Annotated in this window: 23 protein-coding genes; 12 read left to right on the top strand and 11 right to left on the bottom strand. The window is 52.6% G+C overall.

Going from position 1 to position 23,646, the window contains the following annotated elements:
• Nucleotides 1–14 precede the first annotated feature (14 nt).
• The 3 genes from mglB (at nucleotide 15) to mglC (ending at nucleotide 3,631) form a co-directional block, all read left to right on the top strand.
• Complete coding sequence (gene mglB, locus HV334_RS09010; protein WP_016153719.1) at nucleotides 15–1,013, top strand: galactose/glucose ABC transporter substrate-binding protein MglB; 999 nt, start codon at nucleotides 15–17, stop codon at nucleotides 1,011–1,013.
• Between the two features lie 71 nt (nucleotides 1,014–1,084).
• Nucleotides 1,085–2,605 (top strand): galactose/methyl galactoside ABC transporter ATP-binding protein MglA, encoded by a 1,521-nt coding sequence (gene mglA, locus HV334_RS09015; RefSeq protein ID WP_016153718.1) that lies wholly within the window; start codon nucleotides 1,085–1,087, stop codon nucleotides 2,603–2,605.
• 15 nt (nucleotides 2,606–2,620) lie between these two features.
• On the top strand, nucleotides 2,621–3,631 hold the full coding sequence (gene mglC, locus HV334_RS09020) for a galactose/methyl galactoside ABC transporter permease MglC (RefSeq protein WP_003027393.1): 1,011 nt from the start codon (nucleotides 2,621–2,623) through the stop codon (nucleotides 3,629–3,631).
• Between the two features lie 57 nt (nucleotides 3,632–3,688).
• Here the strand turns inward: mglC and preA are convergent, their stop codons facing one another.
• From preA to HV334_RS09060, 8 genes are all read right to left on the bottom strand, one after another.
• Entirely contained in the window at nucleotides 3,689–4,924 is a 1,236-nt protein-coding gene (gene preA / locus HV334_RS09025; protein WP_181221504.1) for an NAD-dependent dihydropyrimidine dehydrogenase subunit PreA, read from the bottom strand.
• Nucleotides 4,918–6,159, bottom strand: coding sequence for an NAD(P)-dependent oxidoreductase (locus tag HV334_RS09030; protein ID WP_181221506.1), 1,242 nt, complete (start codon nucleotides 6,157–6,159; stop codon nucleotides 4,918–4,920). The genes preA and HV334_RS09030 overlap by 7 nt, the downstream gene beginning before the upstream one ends.
• 232 nt (nucleotides 6,160–6,391) lie before the next feature.
• Nucleotides 6,392–6,631, bottom strand: a complete 240-nt coding sequence (locus HV334_RS09035) for a DUF2542 family protein (RefSeq protein WP_016153715.1) — start codon at nucleotides 6,629–6,631, stop codon at nucleotides 6,392–6,394.
• A 2-nt stretch (nucleotides 6,632–6,633) separates the two neighbouring features.
• Nucleotides 6,634–7,353 (bottom strand): outer membrane permeability protein SanA, encoded by a 720-nt coding sequence (gene sanA / locus HV334_RS09040; protein ID WP_016153714.1) that lies wholly within the window; start codon nucleotides 7,351–7,353, stop codon nucleotides 6,634–6,636.
• Nucleotides 7,354–7,534: 181 nt separating this feature from the next.
• Entirely contained in the window at nucleotides 7,535–8,419 is an 885-nt protein-coding gene (gene cdd, locus HV334_RS09045) for a cytidine deaminase (RefSeq protein ID WP_047500989.1), read from the bottom strand.
• A gap of 148 nt (nucleotides 8,420–8,567) precedes the next feature.
• Nucleotides 8,568–9,263: a CidB/LrgB family autolysis modulator gene (locus HV334_RS09050; RefSeq protein ID WP_016153712.1), complete on the bottom strand. Its 696-nt coding sequence runs from the start codon at nucleotides 9,261–9,263 to the stop codon at nucleotides 8,568–8,570.
• A complete protein-coding gene (locus HV334_RS09055; protein ID WP_016153711.1) occupies nucleotides 9,260–9,658 on the bottom strand; it encodes a CidA/LrgA family protein in 399 nt (132 codons plus the stop codon). The genes HV334_RS09050 and HV334_RS09055 overlap by 4 nt, the downstream gene beginning before the upstream one ends.
• Before the next feature lie 131 nt (nucleotides 9,659–9,789).
• Complete coding sequence (locus tag HV334_RS09060; RefSeq protein WP_016153710.1) at nucleotides 9,790–10,698, bottom strand: LysR substrate-binding domain-containing protein; 909 nt, start codon at nucleotides 10,696–10,698, stop codon at nucleotides 9,790–9,792.
• A gap of 126 nt (nucleotides 10,699–10,824) precedes the next feature.
• Here HV334_RS09060 and HV334_RS09065 point away from each other — a divergent pair, with 126 nt between their 5' ends.
• The 6 genes from HV334_RS09065 to dusC all read left to right on the top strand — a co-directional run bounded on the left by HV334_RS09065 (nucleotide 10,825) and on the right by dusC (nucleotide 16,822).
• Complete coding sequence (locus tag HV334_RS09065) at nucleotides 10,825–12,183, top strand: aromatic acid/H+ symport family MFS transporter (RefSeq protein ID WP_181221508.1); 1,359 nt, start codon at nucleotides 10,825–10,827, stop codon at nucleotides 12,181–12,183.
• A gap of 11 nt (nucleotides 12,184–12,194) precedes the next feature.
• Nucleotides 12,195–13,232, top strand: coding sequence for a gentisate 1,2-dioxygenase (gtdA, locus tag HV334_RS09070; RefSeq protein ID WP_019077221.1), 1,038 nt, complete (start codon nucleotides 12,195–12,197; stop codon nucleotides 13,230–13,232).
• A gap of 15 nt (nucleotides 13,233–13,247) precedes the next feature.
• Nucleotides 13,248–13,949, top strand: a complete 702-nt coding sequence (locus tag HV334_RS09075) for a fumarylacetoacetate hydrolase family protein (RefSeq protein ID WP_016153707.1) — start codon at nucleotides 13,248–13,250, stop codon at nucleotides 13,947–13,949.
• Nucleotides 13,950–13,957: 8 nt separating this feature from the next.
• On the top strand, nucleotides 13,958–14,602 hold the full coding sequence (gene maiA / locus HV334_RS09080) for a maleylacetoacetate isomerase (protein WP_019077220.1): 645 nt from the start codon (nucleotides 13,958–13,960) through the stop codon (nucleotides 14,600–14,602).
• A 14-nt stretch (nucleotides 14,603–14,616) separates the two neighbouring features.
• On the top strand, nucleotides 14,617–15,810 hold the full coding sequence (locus HV334_RS09085; RefSeq protein ID WP_103848047.1) for a 3-hydroxybenzoate 6-monooxygenase: 1,194 nt from the start codon (nucleotides 14,617–14,619) through the stop codon (nucleotides 15,808–15,810).
• 61 nt (nucleotides 15,811–15,871) lie between these two features.
• Nucleotides 15,872–16,822, top strand: a complete 951-nt coding sequence (gene dusC, locus HV334_RS09090; protein WP_016153704.1) for a tRNA dihydrouridine(16) synthase DusC — start codon at nucleotides 15,872–15,874, stop codon at nucleotides 16,820–16,822.
• Between the two features lie 184 nt (nucleotides 16,823–17,006).
• Here dusC and HV334_RS09095 read toward each other — a convergent pair whose 3' ends face one another.
• The gene (locus HV334_RS09095) at nucleotides 17,007–17,741 is read right to left on the bottom strand and encodes a class I SAM-dependent methyltransferase (RefSeq protein ID WP_016153703.1); all 735 of its coding nucleotides are present in this window, start codon (nucleotides 17,739–17,741) and stop codon (nucleotides 17,007–17,009) included.
• A gap of 169 nt (nucleotides 17,742–17,910) precedes the next feature.
• Between HV334_RS09095 and mdtQ the strand changes: the two genes are divergently transcribed.
• A complete protein-coding gene (gene mdtQ / locus HV334_RS09100) occupies nucleotides 17,911–19,350 on the top strand; it encodes a multidrug resistance outer membrane protein MdtQ (RefSeq protein WP_181221510.1) in 1,440 nt (479 codons plus the stop codon).
• A gap of 24 nt (nucleotides 19,351–19,374) precedes the next feature.
• Here the strand turns inward: mdtQ and HV334_RS09105 are convergent, their stop codons facing one another.
• Entirely contained in the window at nucleotides 19,375–19,947 is a 573-nt protein-coding gene (locus tag HV334_RS09105) for a DedA family protein (RefSeq protein WP_016153701.1), read from the bottom strand.
• A 164-nt stretch (nucleotides 19,948–20,111) separates the two neighbouring features.
• Between HV334_RS09105 and HV334_RS09110 the strand changes: the two genes are divergently transcribed.
• The gene (locus HV334_RS09110; RefSeq protein WP_016153700.1) at nucleotides 20,112–20,699 is read left to right on the top strand and encodes a Yip1 family protein; all 588 of its coding nucleotides are present in this window, start codon (nucleotides 20,112–20,114) and stop codon (nucleotides 20,697–20,699) included.
• Between the two features lie 180 nt (nucleotides 20,700–20,879).
• Entirely contained in the window at nucleotides 20,880–21,827 is a 948-nt protein-coding gene (gene pbpG / locus HV334_RS09115) for a D-alanyl-D-alanine endopeptidase (protein WP_016153699.1), read from the top strand.
• Nucleotides 21,828–21,927: 100 nt separating this feature from the next.
• Here the strand turns inward: pbpG and dld are convergent, their stop codons facing one another.
• The gene (gene dld, locus HV334_RS09120; protein ID WP_016153698.1) at nucleotides 21,928–23,637 is read right to left on the bottom strand and encodes a D-lactate dehydrogenase; all 1,710 of its coding nucleotides are present in this window, start codon (nucleotides 23,635–23,637) and stop codon (nucleotides 21,928–21,930) included.
• Between the last annotated feature and the right edge of the window lie 9 nt (nucleotides 23,638–23,646).

Consider the following 23,646-nt stretch of genomic DNA (forward strand, 5'->3'; position numbering starts at 1 on the left):
AAACCGGAGATACCATGAATAAGAAGGTGTTGACCCTGTCTGCTGTAATGGCAAGCATGTTATTCGGCGCGGCTGCGCACGCTGCTGATACCCGCATTGGTGTGACTATCTATAAGTATGACGATAACTTTATGTCTGTAGTACGTAAGGCTATTGAAAAAGATGCCAAAGCGGCGCCAGATGTACAGCTGCTGATGAATGACTCGCAGAACGACCAGTCCAAACAAAACGACCAGATCGACGTGCTGCTGGCAAAAGGCGTTAAAGCACTGGCGATTAACCTGGTTGACCCGGCAGCGGCAGGCACGGTCATTGAAAAAGCACGCGGGCAAAACGTACCGATCGTGTTCTTTAACAAAGAACCTTCTCGTAAGGCGCTGGACAGCTATGACAAAGCGTTTTACGTCGGTACCGACTCTAAAGAGTCCGGTATTATTCAGGGTGATTTGATCGCCAAACACTGGGCAGCGAACCCGAACTGGGACCTGAACAAAGACGGCAAAATTCAGTTTGTTCTGCTGAAAGGCGAACCGGGACACCCGGACGCTGAAGCACGTACCACTTACGTGATTAAAGAGCTGAACGATAAAGGCATTAAAACTGAGCAACTGCAGTTAGATACTGCAATGTGGGATACCGCTCAGGCAAAAGATAAAATGGATGCGTGGATGTCCGGTCCGAACGCCAACAAAATCGAAGTGGTTATCGCAAACAACGATGCGATGGCAATGGGCGCAGTTGAAGCACTGAAAGCGCACAACAAAACCAGCGTACCGGTATTTGGTGTGGATGCGCTGCCTGAAGCGCTGGCTCTGGTGAAATCTGGCGCAATGGCTGGTACCGTGCTGAACGACGCCAACAACCAGGCGAAAGCCACCTTCGATCTGGCGAAAAACCTGGCTGACGGCAAAGGTGCGGCAGATGGCACTAACTGGAAAATTGAGAACAAAATTGTTCGCGTTCCGTACGTAGGTGTCGATAAAGATAATCTGGCAGAGTTTACCAATAAGTAAATACTCCGTCTTTGGGCGCAATGTCATTGCGCCCTTAATAACGCACTCTGCAAGGCCAACAAGGTATAATTATGGTCAGCACACATACTCAGTCGTCAGGCGAATACTTGTTGGAAATGACCGGCATCAACAAGTCCTTCCCCGGCGTTAAGGCTCTTGATAATGTCAATTTAAAAGTCCGCCCACATTCCATTCATGCCTTAATGGGGGAGAATGGCGCGGGGAAATCAACATTATTGAAATGTCTTTTCGGTATCTATCAAAAAGATTCCGGTAGTATTTTATTTCAGGGTAAAGAAATCGATTTTCATTCTGCTAAAGAAGCGCTTGAAAATGGTATTTCGATGGTACACCAGGAATTAAACCTGGTATTACAACGTTCTGTGATGGATAACATGTGGCTGGGACGCTATCCCACCAAAGGCATGTTTGTCGATCAGGACAAAATGTACCGCGATACCAAAGCGATATTTGATGAGCTGGATATTGATATCGATCCGCGTGCGCGCGTTGGTACATTATCCGTTTCTCAAATGCAGATGATTGAAATTGCAAAAGCGTTCTCCTATGACGCAAAAATCGTCATCATGGATGAGCCAACGTCATCGTTAACCGAGAAAGAAGTTAATCATCTGTTTACCATTATCCGTAAGCTGAAAGAGCGTGGATGCGGTATTGTTTATATTTCTCATAAGATGGAAGAAATCTTCCAGCTATGCGATGAAATTACCGTGCTGCGCGATGGCCAGTGGATTGCGACCCAGCCGCTGGAAGGGCTGGATATGGATAAGATCATCTCCATGATGGTCGGCCGCTCACTGAACCAACGTTTTCCGGATAAAGAAAACAAACCAGGCGAAGTCATTCTGCAAGTGCGTAACCTGACCTCGCTGCGTCAGCCATCGATTCGTGATATCTCGTTTGATTTGCACAAAGGGGAAATTCTCGGGATTGCCGGGCTGGTCGGCGCAAAACGTACTGATATCGTTGAAACGCTTTTTGGTATTCGTGAGAAATCATCGGGTACGATTACGCTACACGGCAAAAAGATTAATAACCACAGCGCAAATGAGGCCATTAATCATGGTTTTGCGCTGGTCACGGAAGAGCGCCGCTCAACCGGTATTTACGCGTATCTGGATATTGGTTTTAACTCGTTAATCTCCAATATCCAAAACTATAAAAATAAAGTTGGTCTGCTGGATAATTCCCGCATGAAGAGTGATACCCAGTGGGTAATTGACTCAATGAGGGTGAAAACGCCGGGCCATCGTACACAAATCGGTTCACTGTCCGGTGGTAATCAGCAAAAGGTGGTTATTGGTCGCTGGTTATTAACGCAGCCAGAAATCCTGATGTTAGATGAACCCACGCGTGGTATCGATGTTGGCGCGAAATTTGAAATTTATCAGCTGATTGCCGAACTCGCGAAAAAGGATAAGGGGATTATTATTATTTCCTCTGAAATGCCGGAGCTGCTGGGTATTACCGATCGTATTCTGGTGATGAGCAATGGTCTCGTTGCCGGAATTGTTGACACTAAAACAACAACGCAAAACGAAATCCTCCGTCTTGCGTCTTTGCACCTTTAAGATTAGGGGCTCCTCATGAGTGCGTTAAATAAGAAAAGTTTTCTTACTTATCTGAAAGAAGGCGGAATTTACGTTGTTCTTTTGGTTTTGCTGGCGATTATTATTTTCCAGGATCCCACTTTCTTAAGCTTACTGAACCTGAGTAATATTCTGACGCAATCCTCGGTGCGTATTATTATCGCATTGGGTGTGGCCGGGCTGATTGTTACCCAAGGGACAGATCTGTCGGCGGGACGTCAGGTTGGCCTGGCGGCAGTCGTGGCGGCAACCTTGCTACAGTCGATGGAGAACGCCAACAAGGTGTTCCCGGAAATGGCTACAATGCCAATCATCGTAGTCGTGCTGATTGTTTGCGTGATTGGCGCCATTATCGGTCTGGTGAACGGTATTATCATTGCTTATCTGAATGTGACGCCGTTTATTACTACCCTGGGTACGATGATCATCGTTTACGGGATCAACTCCCTGTACTACGACTTTGTCGGCGCATCACCAATTTCTGGCTTTGACAGCGGATTCTCCACCTTCGCGCAGGGCTTTATTGCGCTGGGTAGTTTCCGCCTCTCCTACATTACCTTCTATGCGCTGATTGCGGTGGCGTTTGTCTGGGTGCTGTGGAACAAGACCCGCTTCGGTAAAAACATTTTCGCCATCGGCGGAAACCCTGAAGCCGCGAAAGTGTCCGGGGTCAACGTTGCGCTGAACCTGCTGATCATCTATGCGTTGTCTGGCGTGTTTTATGCCTTTGGTGGTTTGCTCGAAGCCGGGCGTATCGGCTCGGCGACTAACAACCTCGGCTTTATGTATGAGCTGGATGCGATTGCGGCGTGCGTGGTTGGCGGCGTGTCGTTCAGCGGCGGGGTAGGGACCGTGTTTGGCGTGGTGACCGGTGTGATTATCTTCACCGTCATCAACTACGGTCTGACCTACATCGGCGTGAACCCATACTGGCAGTACATCATCAAGGGCGGCATTATCATCTTCGCGGTCGCGCTGGACTCACTGAAGTACGCGCGTAAGAAGTAATCGTATACTGCAAAAAGCCCGGTGCAGCGTAATCTGTACCGGGCTTTTTTGTCAGCGTTACAACGTTAACGCATGCTCTTTCTCACCGGGTTTAAATTTCACTTCACCCAGCTCAATACAGGCTACCGGACAAACGTGACCACACAGCAGGCATCCCACACATTTTTCTGTGTTGCAGTACGGTGTGCGGGTTTCCTCATTCCATTCCATCGCCTGATGTCCACCGTCATAACAGGAGATGTAGCAGCGGCCACAGCCAACGCATTTATCAAGATGGATGTTCGGATAGACGATGTAGCTTCGGTCAAGATCCTCCGCGGGGATGATATTGGCATTGGCAAGACCAACCATCTCCTCCAGTGAGTCAATCCCTTGATCGGCGAGGTAATGTGACAGCCCGCTGGTCATGTCCTCCACAATCCGGTAGCCATACTGCATGATCCCGGTGGTCACCTGCAGCGTGGCCGCGCCTAACAGTAAAAACTCGGCGGCATCTTCCCAGGTCTCAATTCCCCCGATGCCGCTAATCGGGAAATCGCGCAGTTCAGGGTGCATGCGCAGTTGTTGGATAAATCGCAAAGCAATAGGTTTAACGGCCTTGCCGGAGTAGCCGGAAATACTGGATTTACCGTTGACGACCGGCATCCCGATTTTTCGGTTCAGATCGATATTCGTGATGGATTTAACCGTATTGATGGTCGCGATACCGTCGGCACCTCCGTGTTTTGCTGCCAGAGCCACCTCACACATATCACCAATGTTCGGTGTCATTTTCGCCAGCATCGGCAGGGACGAGCCGCGTTTAACGGCCCGACAATACTTTTCAACCAGCTCAGGGCTTTGCCCGACATCGCTACCCATGGCATGTGAGGTCATTTGCGGGCACGAGAAGTTACACTCGATCATGTCTGCACCCGCGTCTTCAACCAGGCGGGCCAGTTCCTGCCATTGCTGCTCATTTTCCCCCATAATCGACGCAATCAGGACTTTGTCCGGGTAGTCCTGTTTCAGCCGACGAATTGCGGCCAGATTCTCCTCCAGCGGATGCTCGGCAATTTGTTCCATGTTTTTGAAGCCAATAAAGCCGGTATCTTCTTTGGTGAGATGGTCAAAGCGTGGGGAGACTTCATTAGCAACAAAGAACCCGATCGTTTTAAAAACAATGCCACCCCAGCCGCTATCATAGGCTTTGGCGCACATTTCATAGCAGTTGCCCACCGGAGAGGAAGAGAGGCAGAACGGGTTGGGGAATTTGACGCCGCAAAAAGTAATAGAAAGATCTTTCGTTAACATGAGCAAGCTCCCTCTAAATAGTGATGAATGGCCTGAGCGGCTTCTTTTCCCGTTTTCACGGCGTAAACAACGGTTTTATCGCCTTTAACAATATCGCCCGCAGCAAACAGAGCCGGATCGGCGGTTTGATAATTGTGCGTATCGAGAAGATTTCGCTGTGGCTTTAACGCGGCGAAATTATCAAGCTGAGCATGTTGGCCGACGGCGAGAATAATCTGTTCGGCTTCAAGCGTGAGTTCTCCTGGCAGGCGTACGTGCTTAAAGGTGACTCGATTTCCGCTAACCGCCACGGGCGTGAAGCCGTCAATTATCGACACCCCTAAAGCCTGTGTGCTGCTGAATTCTTTGTCGCTGGCCGGGAAGTCGGCGAGTTCTTCACGCGCGACACAGGTGACTGACGGGCAGCCCAGCAGCTTCAACGTACTGGCGACATCCATCGCCACGTCGCCACCGCCGATGATTAATGCACTTTGTGCGACGGTAATATCGCCGTTGGATTGCCGGGCTCGTTGCAGAAAATCGACGGCGATTTCGACGTGATTCGCCCTCTCAAACAGAGGCAACGTTGAACCGTAAGACATCCCTACGGTAACCAGTACGGCGCGGTATTCTGCTTTGAGTTGCTCAACGGAAAGGGCATTGCCGACTTCACAATTGCACTTGATGGTCACGCCCATTTCAACGATACGGGCAATTTCAAGATCCAAAACTGCTTGCGGCAGACGAAACTCAGGAATGCCATAACGCAACCAGCCACCTGGCTGGGCCTGTTTTTCGAAGATTGTGACATCATAACCAAGATTACTTAGCGTTACGCTGGCCTGTAACCCTGCCGGACCCGCCCCGATGATAGCTACCTTGCCGAGCGTTTTTGTTGCCGGCTGATAGATTTTCATTGCGGTCTGCTGTTCAAAATCGGTAATAAAGCGTTGCAGACGTGCAATATCGATAGGTTTATCAATTCCTGAGCGCGTACATCCGCGCTGGCATAATTTTTCGGTTGGGCAAACCCGGGCGCACACCGCACCGAGCGCATTATTTTCGCGGATAGTTTCGGCAGCGCCTTTAAAATTACGAAAATAAATAGAGCGAATAAATTTCCCTGGGTCTGTTTGCGCCGGGCAATCATGACTACAGGGGGCGTCGTGACATAATAAACAGCGAGAAGCCTCTTTTATTGCTAATAATGGGGTAAAAGCAGGCGTGAGCTCATCCAGATAATTTTGTTGTGGCATATTTTCTTCCTTAATGCTTGAGTAAATTAAGGCAAACCGTTAATAACAAAATATAAAAAGTGAAGGCTATTCTTAAGGCTAAGCACTGCAGGAAGAGTATTCTGTGAAAGGATTCACAAATAGAAGATAGTCTGAGGGAAATGCTGGCGGGCAGCATTAATCCCTTACATTGAAATGGTAACTATTATCAAAATATTAGCTATTCTCAAATGCTAATATAAAGGAAAATTCTTTAGCGATAAAAGACTAAGTAAATGACCATCCCGAAGGATAAACATCCGCACCCGGCATAAACCAGCACATAAGACCAAAATTGCAGGGGCTCTTGATTGCGATAAGCGTAAACCGGTTCGCGCGCATTCTTTTTAATTTTATCTACTGCCCCAGAGCGCCAGCCTTTCCATGCTTCGCGAAAACAAAATACGGGAATGAGCAGAAAGGCCAACACGACGAAAAGGGTTTGTACATCCATGCTTATTTTCCTTGTTTCTTTTGTAATTCGAGTAGTTGTTCAGGCGTGACCGCCGGATATCCCTGTGCATCGTCCGGTACCTGATGCATGGTAGGGATGGGCACCAGCGGGCCTAAAAAGCGGGGTTCACGTTTGAAAATATAGAGATCGGCCAGTGCGCCAAAGCGGGCGCCAAATTCACGTACCCGCACGGTGAGCATATCTTTTGGTGAGGGCACCGCATAGCACTGGGCCTGGATGCCCATATGCAGCGCAATAAACAAGGCGCGCTCACAGTGGAATCGCTGAGTAATAATGATGAAATCGTTGGTATCGAACACCTTGCGGGTTCGTACAATTGAATCGAGCGTCCGGAACCCGGCGTAATCAAGCACGATGTCAGCGGGATCGACACCTGCGGCAATCAGATCTTTACGCATCGTCATGGGTTCGTTGTAGCTTTGCTGCGCGTTGTCGCCGCTCAGCAGCAGATAGTTTACCTTTCCGCTGTTATAGGCGTTCAATGCGCCCTGAATGCGGTAGCGGTAATACTGGTTGATGACGCCGGTGCGATAGTATTTCGCCGTGCCCAGGACCACACCGACCTGGCGGTAGGGTAAATCCTGCAATTCGTCGTAGATGTAGGGAGCGGTCTTCCAGCTCATCCACCTGTCGAGCCCAAGCACAGTCAAAAGCAGCAAGCCTACCAGGACTAACAGGCTGTAAAACACGCGCTTTAACATGCAGAAAACTCGTTATTTGGATGGAATTTCAATCAGGCTACTGTACCGGAAGACGTAGCGCAAGAAACAGCAATCTGATTGAGGGGATTTTCAGCAAAACGGCCCTGTTGGATGGTAGCAACTGCAAGTCTGGCCGACAACCTGGAGCGATTGCAGGCCAGATAAGCGTAGCGCCAGGCAATTAACCGAGCAGCACGCGCTCAATATTATTGCAGCCCAGCGCTTTCAGGGTAGCGGAGGTCGCATCCCACTGAATCAACGGCGCATCGGCTTTTTCAGCCAGCACAGCACGCTGGATATCCGGGTAGTCATAACCGTTAAGGTTCAACAGGTTTAACGCGCCTTGCAGCGGCGGCAGGGTCGGGTTGAAGGCGGCATTTTCCGCATAGCTACCGCTAAAAATTCGACCATCTTTACATTCCAGCGCCACGCCGCTTGGGGAGTTGCTGTACGGCATATGAGATCTGTTGGCGGCGGTGATAGCCGCTTGGGTCAACGCATCGCCCTGCAGCGCGAAGCCGTGATCCTGATCGTCCATCAGCAGCGTTTTAATCTCCAGATCTTTCGGTCCGAAGGCGTCTGGCAGGTAATCGCGCAGCACGTGTGGCGCACGTCCCGGCAGATGAATACGTAAATCCAGTCCACTGTTCAGTTCGTTCATAAACTGGCGACAGTGGCCGCACGGCGTGTAGTTGACGGTGATGGCGGCGAGCCCTTTTTCACCGCGCAGCCAGGCATGGCTAATGGCGCTTTGCTCGGCATGAACGGTTTGCTGCATGGTCGCCCCCAGGAACTCCATGTTCCCACCGAAGTACCAGGTGCCGCTGATGCCGCGAGAAATTGCCCCAACGTTGAAGTTGGACAGCGGAGTACGCGCGCAGGCCGCAGCCAGCGGCAGTAGAGCGAATGCCAGCGCGTCTTCGTCCAGTCCCGATTCGCGTTTCAGCAAAGAGACCTGCTCAGCAGTCAGCATGGCGGGGAAATGCGCATCCGCCAGAACAGGCGCCAGGGCTGATTGCAAGTTATCCGCGAGTTGGGCAAAAGCAGTTTGAAAACGTGGATGCATGGCGATGCCTCATAACAATGTAATGGAATCGTAGTTTACGGGCCTGTTACGGCTTTATATGTGATCCAAATCTCATTGTGTATGCAACTTATGAAACTTAAATTAAAAATGTGCAACGCATCGCAAATAATTAGCCAAAAATTGAAGGTTAACCGACCAGGGCCAGAATAATCGGGAACAGGAATGGGGCGACCAACGAGGTGATAATGCCGCAAATAACCAGCGCCAGAGAGCTAAACGCGCCTTCCTGATAGTCCAGCTCTGCACAGCGTGCGGTACCCAGGGCGTGCGAAGCGGTACCCATAGCCAGTCCACGTGCGGCTTTGGTGCGAATACGCATCGCATTGAGCAAAGTATGACCAAACACAGCCCCGAGGATACCAACAAAAATGACGCACACGGCGCTGATGGCCGGAATACCACCAATGCTGCCTCCCACTGCCATAGCGATAGGCGTGGTTACCGATTTCGGCATGATTGACGCCGCAATTTGCGGCGATGCGCCCATCAACAAGGCGATTGTTGTACCTGTAACCATCGCCACAACGCTCCCCGCAAAGCAGATGGCAATAATTGATTTCCAGCGAGCGCGAATCTGGTGCAGCTGTTCGTATAACGGATAGGCCAGCGCAACCACGGCAGGTTGCAGCAAATCGTTCAGCACCTCACTGCCTTTGAAATAGTGATCGTAGGGAATTCCGGTCAGCATCAGAATGGGAATGATCACCACCATGGCGACCAGTAGCGGGTTCAATAGAGGCATTTTAAATCGTGCAGCCAGCTTACGTGCGCCAAAAAATACCGCCAGCGTAAGGGGTAACGACCACCAGATATACGACATCATTCTTTAGACCCTTTTTGCCCAACGATTTTGCGCTCACCGTGCACAATGTGAGAACTCCAGCTCACCACCAGGAAAACGACCAGCGTACTGATGGTACAGGACACCACCACCGGACCAAATTGCGCACGGAGCAGATCAAAGTACTGCATGATCCCCACGCCAATCGGGACAAACAGCAGGGCCATATAGCGAATCAGCACATAGCAGCCGGGGTTAACCCATTTTGCCGGTAACACCTGCAAAGCCAGTAAGACAAACAGAATCAGCATGCCGATAATGCTGCCCGGAATGGTGATGGGGAGTAGCGATGCAAGAAAAATACCTGCATAGAGGCAGGCATAAATCAGGACGAATGCGCGCAAATATTGCCAGATAATGTTCAGTGCTTTGCTCATAATTGAAACCCTTGACGAGACTGATTCATCATACAATTAAACTTCAAAACGTGCTACCGATCACATCATGAATTCTAAGCATAGAAGAAATAGATATCTGGAACATCGGGCGATGGCCCTAACTGTTCACGTTAAACCTGTGCCAGGTAATACAGAAAACGATTCAGGGCGGTCGTGGGCGTTTCATTGTTGCGCCAGAACACGCCTACGCTGCCTTTTTGTTCAATCTTCGGCAGATTCAGGATAGCCAGCTGTCCCTGGGCGGCATAACGCTGCGCCAGGCGTAGAGAAAGAATAGAGATCATGTCGCTACTTTGCAGCAGGTTGGTGCTGACGTTTATCGACGCCGACTCAATGATGTTTTCCGGTAGCATGACGCCGTTATCTACCAGCGCGTTGTCAATGCTTATCCGGATGGGCGTTCCCGTCGGCCAGACAATCCAGCGCCAGTTAGCCAGATCATGCCAGGTGAGCAGGGGATATTTTGCCAGCGGATGGTCGGGGCGCGCGACGAAACATACCGGCTCGGTATACAGCACCTGGTAATTGAGCGGCAACTGAAGCGCCCGGCCACCGACGCGTCCGACCACCACATCCACCGAACCCGCGAGCAGATCGTGCAACAGCGGGGTCATCACCTTCTCTTCAATATTAAGATGCAAGGTCGGCAGCTCTGTGAGCAAACCCAGTATCGCCTGTGAAACGCAGTCCGTCGCCACCGGCGAGCAGCCAATCTTCAGACTCCCTACCAGGCCTCCCTGCTTAAAACGGGCGATTTCATACTGTGAACGTTCCATATCATTGATCAGGCGTTGGGCATGCTGCAGTAGCAGCTTGCCGCCTTCTGAGGGGCGTAAGCCTTTGCTATGACGTTCAAAGAGTGTGATACCCATCTCATCTTCGAGCTGTGATAACCATTTTGACAACGCTGGCTGGGTGATATTCATCATTCGGGCGACGTGAGTCAAATTCCCCTGTTCGCCCAGCGCAATAAGCGTTTGCAGGTGGTGTAACTTAAGTTTCTGCGCCCAGTTAGCCATTTGCTATAACCTCCAGGTTATGCCTCTGCATGAAAAGCCATTGTACATTTCATCTCCAAACATACAAAGTCGCAACATACCTAAAACAAAACAGACATCTACTCTACCTGCACTGAGGCATTCACTATGACTCAACAACGTGATCTACAAGCACTGATCGATTCCGCCCCCGTCGGTAAGACCCAGTGGCGCGTTATCATTTGCTGTTTTTTGGTCGTCATGCTCGACGGTTTTGATACCGCGGCTATTGGTTTTATCGCGCCCGACATTCGCACCCACTGGCAACTGACGGCCGGAGATCTGGCGCCGCTGTTTGGCGCAGGCCTGCTGGGTCTGACCGCTGGCGCACTGCTCTGCGGTCCGCTATCGGATCGTTTTGGCCGCAAACGGGTGATTGAACTCTGCGTGGCGCTGTTCGGCGCACTGAGCCTGATCTCGGCTTTTTCCCCCGATCTGCAAACGCTGGTTTTTTTGCGCTTCCTTACCGGGTTAGGCCTGGGCGGCGCGATGCCAAATACTATCACTATGACCTCAGAATACCTGCCAGCGCGTCGGCGTGGCGCACTGGTCACCATGATGTTCTGCGGTTTTACCCTGGGCTCGGCGATGGGCGGGATTGTCAGCGCACAGCTGGTGCCGGTTATTGGCTGGAACGGCATCCTGGTGCTGGGAGGCGTGCTACCGCTGATGCTGTTTGTGGCTCTGCTGTTTGCGCTGCCGGAATCCCCGCGCTGGCAGGTTCGTCGTCAGTTGCCGCAAAACGTGATTGCCAGAACCGTCAGCGCCATCACCCGGGAACGTTATGACAATACCCAATTTTATCTCAACGAGGGCGCCGCGATTGCCAAAGGCAGCATTCGCCAGCTGTTCGTCGGGCAACAGTTGCCCATTACCCTGATGTTATGGGTGGTGTTCTTTATGAGCCTGCTGATTATTTATCTGCTCTCCAGCTGGATGCCAACGCTGCTTAACCATCGCGGAATTGACCTGCAGCATGCCTCATGGGTGACCGCCGCCTTTCAGATTGGCGGTACGCTCGGTGCGCTGGTGCTGGGAGTGCTGATGGATAAATACAACCCTTTCCGCGTGCTGGCAGTGAGCTATGCGCTGGGTGCGGTGTGTATTGTCATGATTGGTCTGAGCGAGAACGGCCTGTGGCTGATGGCGCTGGCCATTTTTGGCACCGGCATCGGCATCAGCGGTTCGCAGGTGGGCCTGAATGCCTTAACCGCCACGCTTTATCCGACGCAGAGCCGGGCCACGGGCGTCAGCTGGTCTAATGCGATTGGCCGCTGCGGCGCGATTGTCGGCTCGCTCTCCGGCGGCGTGATGATGGCGATGAATTTCTCATTCGATAACCTGTTTTTCATTATTGCCGTTCCGGCGGCCATCAGCGCGGTGATGCTTATGCTGCTGACGGTTGTTATCCGCCAGTCGGCCTCTGTCCCTGACGCGTTGTCACGCGTAGGCATCGTGAACAAATAAGGAGAATCTCTATGTCAGAACTTAATCAGGATGTTAAGAACAGCCGTCAGCAGTTTTACCAGCATATTTCCGGGCAGAATCTGACCCCGCTGTGGGAGTCGCTGCACCGCCTGGTACCGCCAACGCCGAACGCACATTGTGCTCCTGCGTACTGGAACTATCAGGAGATCCGCCCGCTGCTGCTGGAAAGCGGCGATCTGATTGGCGCGAAAGAGGCGATTCGTCGCGTACTGGTGCTGGAAAACCCCATGCTGCGCGGACAGTCTTCAATCACCCCAACGCTGTACGCCGGATTGCAGTTAATCATGCCGGGCGAGGTTGCCCCGAGTCACCGGCATAATCAGTCTGCGCTGCGCTTTATTGTCGAAGGGAAAGGGGCATTTACCGCGGTGGATGGCGAGCGCACCCAAATGCATGAAGGCGATTTTATTCTGACGCCACAGTGGCGCTGGCACGACCACGGCAACCCAGGCAGTGAACCGGTGGTGTGGCTGGACGGTCTGGATCTGCCACTGGTGAATCTGCTGGGTTGCGGCTTTGCGGAAGATTACCCGGAGGATCAGCAGCCGGTCACGCGTAAGGAAGGGGATTACTTACCACGCTACGCGGCCAATATGCTGCCGCTGCGTCATCAGAAGGGTAACTCATCGCCAATTTTCAACTATCGCTACGATCGCAGCCGTGAAGCGCTGCATGACCTGACCCGCATGGGCGACGCCGATGAGTGGGACGGTTACAAGATGCGTTACGTCAACCCGGTAACCGGTGGTTATCCCATGCCTTCAATGGGGACCTTTTTACAACTGTTGCCGAAGGGCTTTTCCTCGCGGATGGCGCGTACCACCGACAGCACTATCTATCACGTGGTGGAAGGAAGCGGGCAGGTCACCATCGGCACCGAGATCTTCAATTTTTCGCCAAAAGATATCTTCGTGGTGCCAACCTGGCACGGCGTGTCATTCCAGGCCCACGAAGATGCCGTCTTATTTAGTTTTTCGGACAGACCGGTTCAGGAAGCGCTGGGGTTGTTCCGTGAAGCACGTTATTAATTTGGGAGAGAGAAAATGACGCAATACGTATTCGAACCACAAGCGCCTGTTACCGTTCCGGTCGTTGGCAGTAATGAACAGTTTCCCGTGCGTCGCGTTTACTGCGTGGGCCGCAACTATGCCGCTCATGCGCGTGAAATGGGTTTTGATCCGGATCGCGAACCGCCGTTCTTCTTTTGTAAACCTGCCGATGCGGTGGTTCCGGTGGCGGCCGGTCAAACCCTCGAGCTGCCATACCCGTCGCAGACCGATAACTATCACTATGAGATAGAGCTGGTGGTGGCGATCGGTAAAAAGGGCAGCGATATACCCCTGGAAAAAGCGCACGAATATATCTGGGGCTATGCCACTGGTCTGGATATGACCCGCCGCGACAGGCAGATGGAGATGCGCCAGATGGGGCGTCCGTGGGAAATCGGCAAAGCATTTGATCTCTCAGCCCCCATCGCGCCACTGCATAAAGCCAGCGAAAGTGCGGATGTTAACAACGCGCCTATCTGGTTGCAGGTCAACGGCGACGATCATCAGCGTAGCGATATTCGCCACCTCATCTGGTCCGTTAATGAAACGATTAGCTATCTGTCCGGCTTTTTCGAACTACAGCCGGGTGATTTGATCTACACAGGCACGCCAGAGGGCGTGGGCGCAGTGGTGAAAGGAGATGTGATCACCGGCAATGTAGACGGTTTAACCCCCATCGCTGTGAAGATTGTCTGAGGTGGATGATGAAGCTGTACAGTTTCTTTAACAGCTCCGCGTCATATCGCGTACGCATTGCGCTGGCGCTGAAGGGGCTTGATTACCAGACGGTGGGCGTCAACATTCGCATCGGTCAGCAAAACGAGCTGGCCTACCGGCGGATGAACCCGGTAGGGCTTGTACCGACGCTGGTCACTGATGAGGGAGAATCACTCGGGCAGTCGCTGGCGATAACCGACTGGCTGGATGGTCACTTTCCGCAGTCGCCGCTGCTGCCAGCCGACTTCCCGACGCGCAGCCGGGTGCTGGAAATTGTTTATGCCATCGCTTGTGATATCCATCCCGTGAATAACATGCGGGTACTGCGCTACCTGAGCGAAGAGCTAAAGGTCAGTGAAGAGGATAAAAAACGCTGGTATGCGCACTGGATCCAGCAAGGGTTAAGCGCGGTTGAACAGATGCTGCGCCAGAGTCACTCGGGGACGTTCTGCGTGGGGGATGCGCCGACGCTGGCGGATTGCTGTCTGATCCCGCAGTGGGCGAACGCGTTACGTATGGGCTGTGATCTGAGCGGGTATCCGCGCTGTAAGGCGGTATACGATGCCTGTACCCAGCTTCCGGCGTTTATCGCCGCCGCGCCCGAGAATCAACAAGACAAAATTCCAGCCTGATAAGGAGAACGACAATGGCTAAAGTGACACGCGCAATTATCGTGGGTGGCGGGATTGGCGGCGCGGCGACCGCGCTATCGCTGGCCCGTCAAGGCATTAAAGTGATGTTGCTGGAGAAAGCGCACGAGATTGGTGAGATTGGTGCGGGCATTCAGCTCGGGCCGAACGCGTTTTCTGCTCTGGACAGCCTTGGCGTGGGTGACGTCGCTCGCAAGCGCGCCGTTTTTACCGATCACATCACCATGATGGATGCGGTAAACGCGAAAGAGGTTGTACATATTGAAACCGGGCAAGCGTTCCGCGATCACTTTGGCGGTCCTTATGCGGTTATCCATCGGGTTGATATTCATGCTTCTGTCTGGGAAGCGGCACTGGTTCATCCCAACGTTGAGTATCGCACTTCAACTAACGTGGTTGATATTCGCCAGACAGAAGATGAGGTGACGGTCTTTGATGAGCACGGTAACAGCTGGACAGCGGATATTTTGGTGGGCTGTGACGGTGTGAAGTCGGTTGTGCGTCAGTCTCTGATTGGCGATGCGCCACGCGTGACCGGGCACGTGGTCTATCGCGCGGTGATTGATTGCGATGATATGCCGGAAGATTTGCGTATTAACGCGCCGGTGCTGTGGGCCGGACCGCACTGCCACCTGGTGCACTATCCACTGCGCGGCGGCAAGCAGTATAACCTGGTGGTGACCTTCCACAGTCGTCAGCAGGAGGAGTGGGGGGTAAAGGATGGCAGTAAAGAGGAAGTGCTCTCCTATTTTGCCGGTATTCATGCGCGTCCGCGTCAGATGCTGGATAAGCCGACGTCATGGCGTCGCTGGTCCACCGCTGACCGCGAACCGGTAGAGAAATGGGGGACCGACCGCATTACGCTGGTGGGTGATGCTGCGCATCCGGTGGCACAATATATGGCGCAGGGCGCCTGTATGGCGCTTGAAGATGCCGTTACTCTCGGTAAGGCGTTACAGCAGTGTGACGGCGATGCGGCTGATGCCTTTGCCTTGTATGAGTCGGTGCGTATTCCGCGTACTGCGCGCATCGTCTGGTCGACGCGCGAAATGGGACGTGTGTACCACGCCGCAGGCGTCGAGCGCCAGGTGCGTAATCTGCTGTGGAAAGGCAAATCTCAGGCGGAATTTTATCGTGGTATGGAATGGCTGTACGGCTGGAAAGAAGATAACTGCCTGTTGCCGCGCTGAGCCTCTTTAATCTCCCGAACGGAGGCGCTACCATAGCGCCTCTTTTTTTGCGGGTGACGATATGCGTGTTTTACTGGCGCCGATGGAAGGCGTGCTCGACTCACTGGTGCGCGAGCTGCTGACTGAAGTGAATGATTACGATCTGTGCATCACCGAGTTTGTGCGCGTGGTAGATCAGCTCCTGCCGGCAAAAGTATTCCATCGGCTCTGCCCGGAACTGCATAACAATAGCCGGACGCCATCCGGCACGCGGGTGCGCATACAGTTGCTGGGGCAGTATCCGCAGTGGCTGGCGGAGAACGCGGCGCGCGCGGTAGAACTGGGCTCGTTTGGTGTCGATCTGAACTGTGGCTGCCCGTCGAAGCTGGTCAACGGCAGCGGCGGTGGCGCAACGTTATTAAAAGATCCTGAACTCATCTACCGGGGCGCAAAAGCCATGCGCGAGGCGGTTCCGGATCATCTCCCCGTGACGGTGAAAGTGCGTCTGGGCTGGGACAACAGCGACAGGCAGTTTGAAATTGCTGATGCCGTTCAGCAGGCGGGCGCCAGCGAGCTGGCGGTGCATGGCCGAACCAAGGAACAGGGCTATAAGGCCGAACATATCAACTGGCAGGCGATCGGTGAGATCCGCCAGCGGCTTACCATTCCGGTTATCGCAAATGGCGAAATCTGGGACTGGCAAAGCGCCCAGGACTGTATGGCTATCAGCGGATGCGATGCGGTGATGATCGGCCGTGGGGCATTAAATATTCCGAACCTGAGCCGTGTGGTGAAGTACAACGAGCCGCGTATGCCGTGGCCTGATGTCGTGATGCTGTTGCAAAAATATACTCGTCTTGAAAAGCAGGGTGATACCGGGCTGTACCACGTGGCGCGGATTAAACAATGGTTAGGATATTTGCGTAAAGAATACTCAGAGGCAACCGCGCTGTTTCAGGAAATTCGCGCATTAAACAATTCACCGGATATCGCGCGCGCGATTCAGGCCATTGATATCGCTAAATTGCATTAACACATTAATCGGCCACCGGAGTGGCCTTTGTTTCAAAAAATCATCTTAAACACGCCAGTTACCACCAATAACCCAATCAGAAAAATAACTAAAATAATCCACAGTAAGATTTTCATCAGCGTTCCTTTTTTGGTGAGTTCAGGTTAAGTATAGGAAAGCCTGTGAAAATCTTCCTGTAATGACCCTACTCCGGTTTACGCGCGCTGAGCAGAAACACCATTGGCCGCTCTTTTTCTTCATCCAGCGCCGGGTTTTCAGCAATCTGTTCAGCGGACGGCCCCCATTCATCGACACAAACGATTTCGAATCCGGCGGCTATCAGCGCATTAATCCAGGTCGCCAGCTTACGGTGCTGTTTTTTGACACCCTCCGCGAACCAGTTACTGATGCGTGTGCCTTCCTGCTGATAATGATTGACCGGCCAGGACTGTTGCCCGGTTTTATCTTTTATCCAACCCTGGTTAAGCGGTGCAGTATAAATGGGATGCTCGGCAGAGAATACCAACATGCCTCCCGGTGTTAACGACTGGTAAATCGTTACGAATAATCGCGCGATATCGCGCAAATAGTGCAGGGCAAGTGAGCTGTAAACCAGGTCAAAGGAATTTGGCGACAGGGAAAGCGTCTCGAGATCTTCACGTCGATAAACGATGCCATTACCCTGCGTCATGCTGTGCGCCTGGGTTAACATCTTTTGTGAAATATCCAGTCCCACTACGCTGGCCGCCTGGTTATCGCGCGCGTAGCGGCAAAACCAGCCATATCCGCAACCCAAATCGAGGATATTTTTTCCCTGTAGAGCGGGGAGCATCGCTTGTATTGTCGGCCATTCTGGCGCACCGTCGAGCCCTTTTACTGAACGGTCCAGCGTGGCATATCCGGCAAAGAACTCGGGATCGTCATAGATATTCTGTGACATAATGTCTCCATCCATAAATTATTAAAATTAATTAATCTAAATTATTTGTTGGGTGTATATTTTGCCGATTATATATTTTTATTGCCAAAGGTGTATTGCCACGCGTAACTAAAAAAGGAAACGCGACAAGTCGTAATCTCAGCACATCTTTTCTTACCTGTGTCTCTCCATGAATCGTAATTCTGCTTTTGTCACGACGGCATTGTTGCCGCTTTTTATTTTGATGTCAGGTTGCGCGCCGATGCATGATGACCGCCAGTCTCTGTCACAGCAGACCCCCGCTGCGAATGTCGATACCACACTGCCTGCGGCGTTAAAAAATGGTTGGCCGGACAGCCAATGGTGGAAGGCATACCATGACCCCCAGCTTAATGCGCTGATTGACAGCACGTTACGCAACTCCCCTGATATGCAGGTCGCGGAACAGCGCATTCAACTGGCGGAGGCGCAGGCTAAGGCTGTGGAGGCGCAGGATGGCCCGGAGATCGATTTCTCTGCAGATGTGGAGCGTCAGAGAATGTCAGCCGAAGGGCTGATGGGACCGTTTGCTATCACCGATCCGGCCGCCGGGACGACCGGGCCGTGGTACACCAACGGCACCTTTGGTTTAACTGCTGGCTGGAATCTGGATCTGTGGGGTAAAAATCGGGCCGAAGTGACGGCACGTATTGGGGCCGTTAAGGCGCGTGAAGCCGAGCGCGAGCAAACGCGACAGGTGCTGGCGAGTGGTGTGGCTCGTCTTTACTGGGAATGGCAAACGCAGGCCGGGCTGAAAACCGTGTTAACGCAAATAGAAACCGAGCAGCAGAACGTCATTAACGTTGATCGTCAACTGTATCAAAATGGTCTTACTTCTTCGGTGGAAGGCGTTGAAACCGATATCGATTCCAGCAAAACAGAGCAGCAGTTGAACGATGTCAGCGGTAAAATGAAGGTAATTGAAGCGCGGTTGAGCGCGCTGACCAACTCGCAGTCCACAGTCCTGAAACTCCATTCGACCCCGCTGCCCGCGGTGGAAAGCCAGCTCCCGTCCCAGCTAGGTTATTCGCTGCTGGCCCGCCGACCGGATTTGCAGGCGGCGCACTGGTACATTGAGTCATCGCTGAGCAGCATTGATGCGGCGAAAGCGGCGTTTTATCCCGATGTAAATCTGATGGCATTTTTACAACAGGATGCGTTACATCTGAGCGACTTGTTTCGCCATTCCGCGCAGCAAATGGGCGTAACGGCCGGGCTGACGCTGCCTATCTTTGATAGCGGCAGGCTGAACGCGAATCTCGACATTACTCAAGCGCAAAGCAACCTGACGGTGGCGAATTACAACAAAGCCGTGGTGGATGCGGTGAATGACGTGGCGCGTGCAGCTTCGCAGGTAGAAACCCTGGCGCAGAAGAATCAGCATCAGCAGCAGATTGAGCATGATGCACTGCGCGTAGTGGGTCTGGCGCAGGCGCGCTTCAATGCCGGAATTATTGCGGGCTCCCGGGTCAGTGAGGCAAAGATCCCGGCATTACGTGAACGGTGCAACGCTCTGCTTTTACAAGGACAATGGCTGGATGCCTCAATCCAGTTGAACCGTGCGCTGGGGGGCGGCTACCACGCTTCGTAACGCACCCGCCCGGTAGACATCGCGCTATCGGGCCGTACTTTTGCTGCTGCGTTTTTTTAACCACCACCGGACGCCTGGCACCAGCACAATCACCAGAGCCAGCCATATCCAGTGCTTAATATGCTGGTCGAGATTGTGTAGCCACGGCGCAATGACTTCTCCCCCCACGTAACCCAGAGTGGTAAATATCAGCGCCCACGCCAGCGCCCCCAGGATATTCAACGGCAGGAAAATTTTAGGCGGCAAATGGCTTGCGCCAATCAGTAACGGGCCGATCACGCGAAAACCATACATAAAACGGGTGCCAATCACGAACAGATAAGGACGGCGCTGGATCATTTTCTGCGCCCGGCGGATTTTGTCGCGATGTTTTGAGAAACGACGCAAAATTTTTCCACCGTAACGACGCCCAAGCAGATACAGCAATTGATCGCCAATCATCCCGCCCAGGGCCACAGAGATAACCACCAGAGGAAATTTAAGTAATCCCTGATGTGCCGCCACGCCGCCCAGCAGGGTAATGGTTTCACCTTCGGCCAAACTGCCAATGACCAATGCGGCGTAACCGTAATGTGCAATAAGACTGTTTATATCCATATGTCTGGATGACCTCCCGACGTTAAGCATACACCCTGTGAATCATCGTGGGGTTTAAAAGCGCTGAATTAGCGGTTCGTCATTTTTGTTGTTGTACAAAAATTAATCCAAAGCTGAATTATACTTGAACTGTTGAGGTCCGGAGCTGACAAGAAGGGGGCGGTATGAACCATGTCTGGGGGCTGTTTTCCCATCCCGATCGTGAAATGCATGTGATCAACAGCGAAAACGAAAGCGTTTCGCATCACTACACCCACCATGTACTGCTGATGGCGGCAATCCCGGTTGTTTGTGCGTTCATCGGTACCACACAAATCGGCTGGGATTTTGGCGATGGCAATATCCTGAAATTATCCCTGTTGACTGGATTTGCAATGGCGATTCTGTTTTACGGGGTGATGCTGGCGGGCGTTGCCGTCATGGGCCGGGTTATCTGGTGGATGGCGCGTAACTACCCGCAGCGTCCGTCGCTGGCGCATTGTATGGTGTTTGCCGGATATGTCGCGACGCCGCTGTTTTTAAGCGGGCTGGTCGCACTTTATCCACTGGTCTGGCTGTGCGCATTAGTCGGGACTCTCGCGCTGTTTTACACTGGTTATTTACTTTATCTCGGTATTCCGACGTTCCTGAATATCACTCGTGAGGAAGGGTTGAGTTTTTCCAGTTCGACACTGGCAATCGGTGTGCTGGTACTGGAGGTTCTGCTGGCTATTACGGTAATCCTGTGGGGTTACGGCTATCGGTTATTCTGACGGATAAACCTGTCTACGCTGCGTTGTTGACGTAAAAGTCAGCAACGCAGCATTTCGAGACGATTCTCCTGTGGCAGCAAACCTGCCGGATCGCTATGATGCCTGAGCTAGCTTGAGATAATACTTAATCTCTGGCGGTGTGCGTTGTGACGTGCGTGAACCATTATCAGAAATCTCATCATGCTGAAATTCCGAGTTTCATTATTAAGCCTTGCCCTGGTGCTGGCCGTTCCTTTTGCACCCCAAGCCGTGGCGAAAACGGCAACTACCGCAGCGGCTTCTCAACCTGAGATAGCGTCCGGTAGCGCGATGATCGTTGATCTGAATACCAACAAAGTTATCTATTCGAACCACCCGGACCTTGTGCGTCCGATTGCGTCGATTACCAAATTAATGACGGCGATGGTGGTGCTTGATGCACGACTGCCGCTGAATGAAAAGCTGAAAGTCGATATTAGCCAGACGCCGGAGATGAAAGGCATTTACTCTCGCGTACGACTGAACAGTGAAATCAGCCGTAAAGACATGTTACTACTGGCGCTGATGTCATCAGAAAACCGTGCGGCGGCGAGCCTGGCGCATCATTACCCGGGCGGATACAACGCGTTTATCAAAGCCATGAATGCCAAAGCGAAAGCGCTCGGCATGACTCAGACACGCTTTGTGGAACCCACTGGCTTGTCGATTCATAACGTCTCGACCGCCCGTGACTTAACCAAGCTGCTGATCGCCAGCAAACAGTATCCGCTGATCGGCCAGCTAAGTACCACGCGTGAAGATATGGCGACGTTTGCCAACCCTGCGTATACGCTGCCGTTTCGTAACACCAACCATCTGGTATACCGCGATAACTGGAATATTCAGTTAACGAAAACCGGGTTTACCAATGCGGCAGGTCACTGTCTGGTGATGCGCACGGTGATTAATAACAAACCGGTGGCGCTGGTGGTGATGGATGCCTTTGGTAAATATACTCACTTTGCCGATGCCAGCCGTTTACGTACCTGGATTGAAACCGGCAAGGTGATGCCGGTTCCGGCGGCGGCGCTGAGCTATAAAAAGCAAAAAGCTGCGCAGATGGCGGCGGCAGGTTCGGCGAAGGGCGAGCAAACCGCACAGAACGATTAAATAAGATGTCTTATCCGGCCTACGCATAGCGAATGTAGCAGTAGGCCGGGCAAGCAAAGCGCCCCGGCAACATGCCCGGTAGCGCTTATCTTTTTCAGGTTTACGATTCTTTCCAGAACTTCTGCTTACTCGTTTTCCCGATACCCGGATTCATACTGTTGGTGGGGTCATTCTCACGGTAAAAACGGGTCAAGGTTTCCGGTGCCTGATACAGATGCCCGACGTTATGCTCTGCCGGATACTGCGCCCCACGCTCGCGAAGGAGTTCCAGCATCTGCTCTTTGAGCGCATGCGCATCCACGCCCTTTTTCACGATGTAATCCTGATGGAAGACGTAACACATAAAGTGACCGTAATAGAGTTTGTGCACCAGTTGACTGTCGATCTCTGGAGGCAGATGCTCGTACCATTCGGTGTCGTTACGACGCAGCGCGATATCCAGCGCCAGAATATCTTCCACCTCATCCGCATGTACGGCCTGATAACGAATAGCCGCGCCAGCCGCCGCGAAGCGGTGCAAGAACGCCTTGCTGCCTTCTTCCGCCGTACAGGCAAAGAAGTCGCCTTCAGCGGTTTTGAAATACTCGCTTAGCCAGTTTTGGGCTTCAGCCACGCCGCCACCGGCCATTTTTAACAGCAGGTGATGCTCGTACTTATCGCGCCAGCTTTTCATGCGCGCCGGTAAGTGGCTGGGGAACAAATGACCAAATTTCTGCATTGCCCGGTCGGTGAAGTGAGGACGGAAAATTTTCACTTTTTCCAGCATCGCATCGGTGCGGCCTTTCAGGGTGAAGAAGAACGGCATTTTGTCGGTGCCGAGCTTGTCGATCATCAGAAACGTATCTTTGCCGTATTGCTCAGCGATGTCGTAAATATCGCGGTGCATATATTCACCGGCGACCGGCAGATGCTCGAATTTTGCCAGAATATGACGGCGGATCTCCGTCAGCACCTCTGGCTGGTTGGTGCCGATGTAAAAGACCTGCTGGTTTTTTTCGGCTTCGAAGGTGTCCAGACGCACGGCAAAGACCGCGAGCTTGCCTGCACAACCGGACGATTCAAACAAGCGATCCGGGTCGGCGTTATAGCGTGCGGGCGTGTCTGCGTCGATATCTCTGACACGGGTAACGTAGTCGTGATCGTGCGCGTGACGCCCGTCGTGGCGAACATCGTCATCTCGAATACGCTCGTCATCCAGTTTGCTCAGGATCTGCTCCGGGGTCTGGCCCAGCTCAATACCCAGATGGTTAACCAGCTGTAATTTTCCCTGTTCGTCAATACGCGCAAACAGCGACATCTCCGTGTATGCCGGGCCGCGCTGTACCAGCGAGCCGCCGGAGTTGTTGCAAATGCCACCGATAACCGAAGCGCCGATACAGGAAGATCCGATTACCGAATGCGGCTCACGGCCAAACGGTTTGAGTGCTTTTTCCAGCGAATAGAGCGTGGTTCCTGGATAGGCCAGCACCTGTTCACCTTTGCCGATGACGTGCAGCTTATCAAGACGCAGGGTGCTGATAATGACAATCTCGCGGTCGTAATCATTACCGCTCGGCGTAGACCCTTCGGTCAGGCCGGTGTTAGCGGCCTGCATCAGGATAATTTTATCCGCGGCGACGCAGGCGCTCAAAACGCGCCACAGTTCTAAAAGCGACCCGGGGAACACGACGGCAAGCGCATCGCCCTGGCCGGAGCGGAATCCCTTGCGATAGCGGGCGGTTTTAGCAGGTTCTGTCAGCAGGTGTGAATGACCCACCAGACGGGTCAGTTCATTCAGGAAAGCTTTATTATCTGTTGTAATGGAAGACATTCTCCACTC

Origin of the sequence: Citrobacter sp. RHBSTW-00944, from assembly GCF_013615435.1 — a bacterium.
Lineage (GTDB): Bacteria > Pseudomonadota > Gammaproteobacteria > Enterobacterales > Enterobacteriaceae > Citrobacter > Citrobacter braakii.